8 protein-coding genes and 1 pseudogene are annotated in these 6,064 nt (G+C 73.1%); 1 reads left to right on the top strand and 8 read right to left on the bottom strand.

Annotation, left to right across the window (positions count from 1 at the left end):
* From IE316_RS20070 to IE316_RS20055, 4 genes and pseudogenes are all read right to left on the bottom strand, one after another.
* Nucleotides 1-184: pseudogene (locus tag IE316_RS20070) on the bottom strand (glucose-6-phosphate dehydrogenase); the annotation flags it as partial.
* Nucleotides 185-240: 56 nt separating this feature from the next.
* Nucleotides 241-486, bottom strand: coding sequence for a DUF2630 family protein (locus tag IE316_RS20065; protein ID WP_190205792.1), 246 nt, complete (start codon nucleotides 484-486; stop codon nucleotides 241-243).
* 49 nt (nucleotides 487-535) lie between these two features.
* On the bottom strand, nucleotides 536-1,009 hold the full coding sequence (locus IE316_RS20060) for a Dps family protein (RefSeq protein WP_190205791.1): 474 nt from the start codon (nucleotides 1,007-1,009) through the stop codon (nucleotides 536-538).
* A gap of 180 nt (nucleotides 1,010-1,189) precedes the next feature.
* Complete coding sequence (locus IE316_RS20055) at nucleotides 1,190-1,978, bottom strand: glycine betaine ABC transporter substrate-binding protein (RefSeq protein ID WP_190205790.1); 789 nt, start codon at nucleotides 1,976-1,978, stop codon at nucleotides 1,190-1,192.
* A gap of 112 nt (nucleotides 1,979-2,090) precedes the next feature.
* On the opposite strand from IE316_RS20055, the gene IE316_RS20050 reads away from it, so the two are divergent.
* A complete protein-coding gene (locus tag IE316_RS20050; protein ID WP_190205789.1) occupies nucleotides 2,091-3,020 on the top strand; it encodes a LysR family transcriptional regulator in 930 nt (309 codons plus the stop codon).
* Between the two features lie 49 nt (nucleotides 3,021-3,069).
* Here IE316_RS20050 and IE316_RS20045 read toward each other — a convergent pair whose 3' ends face one another.
* The 4 genes from IE316_RS20045 to IE316_RS20030 form a co-directional block, all read right to left on the bottom strand.
* Complete coding sequence (locus IE316_RS20045) at nucleotides 3,070-3,597, bottom strand: YbhB/YbcL family Raf kinase inhibitor-like protein (protein ID WP_190205788.1); 528 nt, start codon at nucleotides 3,595-3,597, stop codon at nucleotides 3,070-3,072.
* A gap of 290 nt (nucleotides 3,598-3,887) precedes the next feature.
* Nucleotides 3,888-4,550, bottom strand: coding sequence for an NAD(P)H-binding protein (locus IE316_RS20040; RefSeq protein WP_190205787.1), 663 nt, complete (start codon nucleotides 4,548-4,550; stop codon nucleotides 3,888-3,890).
* Between the two features lie 71 nt (nucleotides 4,551-4,621).
* Nucleotides 4,622-5,461, bottom strand: a complete 840-nt coding sequence (locus tag IE316_RS20035; protein WP_190205786.1) for an alpha/beta fold hydrolase — start codon at nucleotides 5,459-5,461, stop codon at nucleotides 4,622-4,624.
* A gap of 114 nt (nucleotides 5,462-5,575) precedes the next feature.
* Complete coding sequence (locus IE316_RS20030; RefSeq protein ID WP_190205785.1) at nucleotides 5,576-6,025, bottom strand: SsgA family sporulation/cell division regulator; 450 nt, start codon at nucleotides 6,023-6,025, stop codon at nucleotides 5,576-5,578.
* Between the last annotated feature and the right edge of the window lie 39 nt (nucleotides 6,026-6,064).

Below are 6,064 nucleotides of genomic sequence, written 5' to 3'. Positions count from 1 at the left end.
CGTACACGGCGGGCATGAGCTTCTTGCGGGAGAGGTCGCCGGTGACGCCGAAGATGACCAGGCCCGACGGCCCCGCGATACGCGGGAGCCGCCGGTCCGCGGGGTCACGCAGCGGATTGCCGCTCGCGGGTGTGCGGGCCGCGGTGCGGCCCGTGGATGAGGGGTGCCTGCCCCGGCGGGGCATGTTCACGGTGGCTCCTGGGTGGTGTCGGTCGGCCGGGACGCGGGTGTGCGCGGTGCTCAGGACTCGTAGCCCTCGACCATGGACTGGGGCCGGGTGTGGGCCTCTTCGGGGTCCTGTCCGAACTCCGACTTGGCCCTGCGCTGCCGCAACAGGTCCCAGCACTGGTCCAGCTCGCGCTCCAGCTCGCCCAGCCGGCTCCGCTCGTCCGGCCCACCGGAGCCGCGGGGGCCGAGGGAGTCGCGCAACCTGCGCTCCTCCTCCGCCATTTCGCTGATCCGGTGCAGGATCTCGGGGTTCTTCATGATTCCTCTCCTCGGGTCCTCGGGTCCTCGGGTGGCTCGTGGAGCCGGTTCAGCCCCGGTTCTCCGCCTGGAACATCCAGCTCTGCTTCTCGATCTCGGCCGTCAGCCCGATCAACAGGTCCTGGCTCACGGGGTCCGCCGCCGCCGTGGCCTCGATGCGTGCGCGCAGGCGTCCGACGAGGACCGCGAAGGAACGGACCAGCGCCTCCACCGCGTCGTCGTCGGTGATCCACCCCTGCTGGAATTCCGGGAGTCCGCTGCCGGCCGCGACGGTCACGGCCCGACCGTCCGGGCTGATGCCCAGGGCCGCGGCCCGCTCGGCCACCCGGTCCGCGTAGTCGCGTGCGGTGGTGACGACCTCGTCCAGTTGCTGGTGGATGGTGCGGAAGCGCGGTCCGTACAGGTTCCAGTGGGCCTGCTTGGCCACCAGGGAGAGGTCGAGCAGGTCGACCAGGGTGCCCTGGAGGGCCGTTCCGGCCACTGCGCGTTCCGCGTCCGGCAGCGGACTGGAGATGATGCTCACGGTGAACTCCTCGCGATGGGGGTGCCCGGCCGCGGTGGTCAGCGGGCCGGCCGGGCGCTGCCCACCCATCCTTTCGGGGGGGCCGTCCGGGGAAGATCCGTCGATTGACTTACGGTCCGTGTGAGCAGTCACGGGCCGGGGCCGGGGCACAGGGAAAGGCGACCCCACCGGCGGGTGGTGTCAGCGGCGTGCGGCGAGGAAGCGGTCGGCCGCCTCCAGGGGGGTGAGACCGTCCACGTTGATGAGGCTGTCGATCTCCTCCACGCCCTCGTTGCCCAGGTGCAGGGCGTCCAGCTCGGTGACGGCGGCGGGGTCGATCCGGTCCAGTGCCTCGTGCGTGATGACGGGCGCGGCGCCGTCGACGGTGCCGAGCAGTCCCTTCGGTTCGGCGAGGGTCCGCAGTCCGTGCAGCCGGTTCAGGTACTGGGGCCGCCACAGCGGGACGACGAACCACTCCCGGTCGGCGACCCCCCGGTCGACACGGGCGACGAAGTCGCTCTCGGTCCCCGGCACGAACGCGTATCCCGCCCCGTCCAGGCCGTATTCGCGGACCATCCGGGCGGAGAAGCGACTGATGCCGGCTCCCGGGTTGATGCCCTGGACGGTATGCGTCATCCGTTCCGCCACCTCGGGCCGGAGCAGGTCCGCCACCTCGCCGACCGTCTCCTCGGGCACGTACGGCGGTACCGCCCAGACACAGTACGGCTCGTAGTGCGGCGTCAGTACGCGGACGCGGTCGGCGTACCGGGAGAGGTAGATGTCATGGCTGGACGGCAGCCAGGCGGACACCAGGACGTCCACCGCGCCCTCCTCCTGGAGGCGGAACATGCGCTCGTGCGGTGCCTCGACACTGCGCACCTGATGGCCGTGTTTCTCCAGTATGCGGCGGGTGACCGCGGCGGCCGCCCGGTGGAAGGAGAGCGCGATGTTGCCCACGGTGACGGTGGCATCGTTGCGGTACTCGGACATGGCAACCTTTCGATGATCCGGTGAGCACGGGTGTGCGCGGTGCCCACGATCCTGTGCCTGACCGGCTCATAAGTCCAAGACATGTTTCTCATGCGACCCATATGCTGAGCGCATGGCGACCTTGCGACAACTGGAGTATCTGGTGGCGATCGTGGACGCCGGCTCGTTCACGCGGGCCGCGGAGCGGCTGAACGTGACGCAACCGGGGCTCTCCCACCAGTTCCAGGCTCTGGAACGGGAGGTCGGCGGCCCCCTGCTGGAGCGTCTGCCCCGCGGGGTGCGGCTGACGTCCGCCGGACGGTCCATGCTCCCGCACGCCCGCGCCGCCCTCGCCGAGGCCGGCCGGGCCACGCTCTCCGCGCGCCGCGCGGCGGGTGTGTCGACGGGCGAACTCCATCTGGCCACGCTGTACTCCGTCAGCGCCGGCGTGCTGCCCGCCGTCCTCGGTCGCTGGCGCAAGCGGCATCCGGGCGTCCGGGTCCGGCTGTTCGAGTACCGCAGCTCGGACGAGCTGGCCCAGGGCATGGTGGCCGGCGTCGCCGATCTCGCCGTGGGGCCGCTGCCCGACCGGTGGGAGGGCACTGCCCGGCATCTCGGCACCGAGGAGTTCGTGGTGGTCACCGCCGCCGACGACCCCCTGGCCGGTCAGGGGACCGCGGCGCGCGTGCGGCTGGCGGACCTCGCCGACCGGGCGTGGGTGCACTTCACCCCGGACAGCGGGCTCGCGCGGTTCCTCGACGACGCCTGCGCGCGGGCGGGCTTCCGGCCCCGTGCCGCGGTCCGCACCGAGCAGGCGGCGGCCGCCGTCGGCTACGCCGCCGCCGGTCTGGGACCTACGCTGGTGCCCGCCAGCAGCGTTCCCCGGCACTTCCCGGAGGCGGTGCTGCGTCCGGACCCGCCGGTCACCCGGGTTCTGACCGGGTACACCCGCACCAGCCCGGACTCCGTCGCCGCCTCCTTCCTGGACCTGCTGGAGGAACACGCGGCCCTGATGCCCCGGCACGTGGCCCGGCGGCTGGGTCTGCGGCCCCGGACCTCCTGACGGCCGGCCCACCGGGCGCCGCCCGCGCGGGGGACGGCGCCCGCCGGACTCAGCTCGCGGAGAAGCGCGCGGTGATGACGGCGCGGGCCAGGGTGTGGCCCGAGAGGTTGAAGCCGAGGAAGGCCGGCGTGGCACCCCGGTCCAGTCCGAGGGTCTCGACGTCCACGGCGTGCACGGCGATGTAGTAGACGTGCTCGCCGTGGCCGGCCGGCGGCGCGGCACCCAGGTAGCGCTTGAGCCCGGCGTCGTTGGCGAGCTGCCACGCCTTCTCCGGCAGCTCCTCGGCCGGGTCGTCACCGGCGCCGGCCGGCAGCTCGGTCACCGTCGCCGGGATGTCGGCGACGGCCCAGTGCCAGAAGCCGCTGCCGGTCGGCGCGGTGGGGTCGTAGACGGTGACGACGAAGCTCTTGGTCTCCGCCGGGAACCCGGACCACGCGAGCTGCGGGGAGATGTCCTCGCCGCCCGCTCCGAAGATGCCGCTGGCCTGGGCGAGCGGGAGGACGTCGCCGTCGGCGAAGTCGGCGCTGGTGACGGTGAACGACGGGACCGTCGCGATGAGGTCGTAGGGGGTGGACATGACTGTTCCTTTCAGTGGCTTGCACCGGCCATCCTCGCGGCGGCACGGCTTCGGGTGATCTGTCGATCGACTGACGTGTGCCGTACGGTCATTCGGCCGTGAGCACGAGCTTCCCGGTGGTGGTGCGTCGCTCTCCCCGCCGGTGCGCGGCGGCGGCGGACGCCGGTCGCCGCCCGCGCGCTGCTCCGCGAGCGGCGACCGACACATGCGGTGTGATCCGCAGCCGTGGACACACGTATCCGTCGGACGACTGCCCGGCGTGCCCCGGTGACCATGCGCCCGGAGAACGCTCAGCCGTCCGCCGCGGCGCGTACGGCGGCTGCCACGGGTGTGCCGCCCGCCACCAGGTCCAGCGTCCGGCCTGCGGTGCGCGGTTCGTCGAGCAGCGCCAGCAGGACGGCGGCCACGTCGTCCCGGGTCACGCTGCCCTCGGGGGTCGAGGGAGCCAGCGTCACGTGTCCGGTGCCCGGGTCGTCGGTGAGGCGTCCGGGCCGCAGGATCGTCCACCCCAGCGACGCGTGGGCCCGGACGTGGTCGTCGGCCTGCGCCTTGGCTCTGAGGTAGGCGGCGAACACCGGGTCGGTGCCGGCCGGAGGACTGCTGCCCACCCCTTTCCCCGAGACCATCAGGAAGCGGCCGGTGCCGGCGGCCAGCGCGGCGTCGGCGAGGAGCACGGCCGCCCCGCGGTCGACGGTGTCCTTGCGTCCCGCTCCGCTGCCCGGCCCGGCGCCGGCGGCGAAGACCACCGCGTCGGCGTCGCGGAGACGGGCCGCGACCTCCGCCACCGACGCCGACTCCAGGTCGCAGAGCACGGGTTCCGCGCCGGCCGCCCGCAGGTCGCCCGTCTGCTCGGGACGGCGTACCAGCCCGACCGCCGTGTCGCCGCGCTCCGCCAGGAGCCGCTCCAGCCGCAGGGCCACCTGCCCGTGCCCGCCCGCGATGACCACCCTCATGTCCTCTGTCCTCTCGTCTGTGGCGTCCGACGTGCGATGCCGTCATGCCGGTGTGCCGGTCTGCGCGCCGCTCAGCGCAGGAAGTCCCGTACGTCCCGCGCGAACTCCTCGTGGTGCTGGAAGAGGAACCCGTGGCCCGAGTCCGGGTAGACCTTCACCCGGGCCCGGGGCAGCAGTCCGCCCAGCAGATGGGCCGCACTCGACGGAATCACGCGGTCGTTGTCGCCACCGGCCACGAACGTGGGGTGGGTGACCGCCGAGAGCCGCTCCAGGGCGGCGGGGTCGGGGACGCCCCACTCGACCACCGCCTCGTACTGCGCCGCCCGGACCCCCGCCGGAACCGGCAGGTCCCGGTCCTCCTCGCGCTCGATGTACCGGCCGACGAAGCCCAGGCCGCTGCGCTGGCTCGTCTCGGTGTGGTTGAAGAACGCGTACAGGTAGTCCTGGATGTTGAGTCGGTCGACGCCGGTGTGGGCCACGATGTCCTCGGGGTACCCCTCGATGCCGGGGCCGCCGCGCGGTGCGGTGGCCGCGAGGACCAGCCGGCGGACCGCGGACGGGCGCAGCAGCGCCATCTCCTGTGCGGTGAAGCCCCCCATGGAGTAGCCGAGGACGTCCGCCTGCCGCAGGCCGAGGGCGTCCATGAAGGCGAGGGTGTCCCGGGCCAGGTCGCGCACGGTGCGGCACGCCTGTCCGGTGCTGAGCCCGACCCCGGCGTTGTCCAGGGTGATGACGTCGCGTTCGGCGGCCAGCGCGTCGATGAGCGCCGGGTCCCAGCCGTCGAGTGTGCCCCGGTAGTGCTGGAGCAGGAGGAGCGGCGGCGACGGGGGGCCGGCCGCGCCGGTACGGCGGTAGGCGTACCGCACACCGCTCGCGGCTTCGATCACCTGGTTCGGGGCGTCGACATACATCTCGGATCCTCATCATGGGGGGGGCGCGACGGCTCCGAGTGTGCCGCTGCCGGCGGCGGCGGCCATAGGGCATTTGACCGTGGACCGTCCGCGCCGGTGTCCCCGGCGACCGCGTCAGCGGGGCGGCAGCAGGCCGCAGGCCAGCGCGTCCCAGTCGACCAGCCGGCTCTCGCCGCCCCTGGGTACCAGGTCGTACGTCCGCTCCAGCCACGCCCGGATCGGAGCCAGCTCGGTCATGAACGCGGCCGAGGCGTCGGTCCGCTCCAGGCGCAGGTACAGGAACGGCGTGTCGTCGTGCCGCCGGGACGGCCAGATCTTGACGTCCGCCTCGCCGCTGAGCCCTTCGGTCCCCTGCATCAGCAGGTCGCGCCCGACGACCCAGGAGATCCGCGGTGCCGACGGCGTCATGAGGTCGAGCCGCACGGAGAAGGGGGCCGCCGGGTCGAAGGTGAACCGGCAGGACACCGAGGCGTTCGCCGCCGGCGCGAACAGGTTGTGGAGGGTGACGTCCAGCGTCAGGGGGCCGGCCCCCTCGGTGCCGCGTGCCCACGACTGCTGACTCATAGGTCCGTTCCTTTGCGCTACTGATCGGCACCCCGCTTG

The sequence above is a fragment of the Streptomyces fumanus genome (assembly GCF_014655295.1).
Taxonomy (GTDB): Bacteria; Actinomycetota; Actinomycetes; order Streptomycetales; family Streptomycetaceae; genus Streptomyces; species Streptomyces fumanus.
This window is presented reverse-complemented; position numbering and strand designations above follow the sequence as displayed.